Here is a 527-nt window from a genome sequence, read left to right as displayed (position 1 = left end):
GATTTTGATTTAATACAAACAATCTTCCTCTATTTGTTACATAGAAATATAATAGATTTGTAGTATTATTATATGCACATGAATCTAATGTAATATATGTATTTAATTGATTTTGTAATGATTTAGAATTTGCAACTGCAGCATTGCTTATTCCATTTAAATTATTATATGGAGTAGAAACAAATATATAAGCAGCAATACCAGCAACTATAAATAATATAATTTCTACAAGAAATTGTTCCAAATTGAGTTTTCATTAAGAATTATGATCTATTAAAAAATATAAATCTATTCTATTAATTCGTATCNNNCAATACCTCTTTCATTCATAATTTTTTTCCATTCTATCATTCTTTCTTGTCTTTTTACTTCAAGTTCGCAAATTTGATCTATTATTTTTAAATTCTGTACGCCCTTTATTTCAATTTTTTCTCCTCCTTCTATTGATATATTTACATCCTGTCTAANNNTTCCCAATCCTCTTTTTACTTTTTCAGTTAATTTTAGATATTAATCCAATATATTCA

At 23.4% G+C, this 527-nt stretch carries 2 pseudogenes (1 of these 2 running past the window's edge); both read right to left on the bottom strand.

The window, feature by feature from the left end:
* Positions 1-288: 288 nt before the first annotated feature.
* A pseudogene (locus LUA84_RS04530) lies at positions 289-495 on the bottom strand (Glu-tRNA(Gln) amidotransferase subunit GatE); the annotation flags it as partial.
* 29 nt (positions 496-524) lie between these two features.
* A pseudogene (locus LUA84_RS05575) lies at positions 525-527 on the bottom strand (hypothetical protein) (it continues 138 nt past the right edge of the window).

This window comes from Candidatus Nanopusillus massiliensis, assembly GCF_920984865.1.
The sequence above is the reverse complement of the archived record's forward strand: the minus strand, read 5'-3'. Positions and strand labels throughout refer to the sequence as shown.